This is a genomic window from Streptomyces sp. S6, from assembly GCF_054880855.1.
This window is the reverse complement of the sequence record NZ_JBTYMC010000753.1, coordinates 1-528: the sequence shown is the minus strand read 5'-3', so window position 1 is coordinate 528 and position 528 is coordinate 1. Positions and strand designations below refer to the sequence as shown.

At 75.6% G+C, this 528-nt stretch carries 1 pseudogene; it reads left to right on the top strand.

Annotated features, from left to right (window positions below):
• Positions 1-528 (top strand): annotated as a pseudogene (locus tag ACVNF4_RS36865) (SAV_2336 N-terminal domain-related protein); the annotation flags it as partial.

Here is a 528-nt window from a genome sequence, read left to right as displayed (position 1 = left end):
GGGTCGACCCCGTGAAGGCGCTGATGCACCGGCACCGGGAGCTGTGCGAGCGTGCCGTGGACCCGCTGGAGATCGCCGCCGATCTGGAGCGGGCCGCGCTCCACTTCGACCGGGCCGCGCAGCGCGTGCCCCGCGACTCGCCCACGCACGCCGACGTCCTCGCGGAGTGGGGCGAGGCGCTGCTGCGGCTCGCCGGGACGGGCGACCGGTACGCGCTCTCCCGGGCCATCCGCGTGCTGCGCGACTGCCGTATGGAGACCTCCGTCGGAAGTCCCCAACTCTCCCACCGGCTCCTCCTGTTGGGTCGCGCCCTGATGGTCCGCTACCGCTCCCGGGGCGACCGCGTGGACCTGCGCGAGGCCGAGCACCTCTTCGGGCTCGCCGCCGAGGAGGCGGACGACCCGCTGCTCGCCGCGCACTGCCTCCTCGACCTCGGACAGGTCCAGTACGAGGCGTACCGCAGCCTGCGGCGCCCCGCCCGCCTCGACCTCGCCGTCGACGCGTTCCGCGACGCCGCACAGGCGGCCC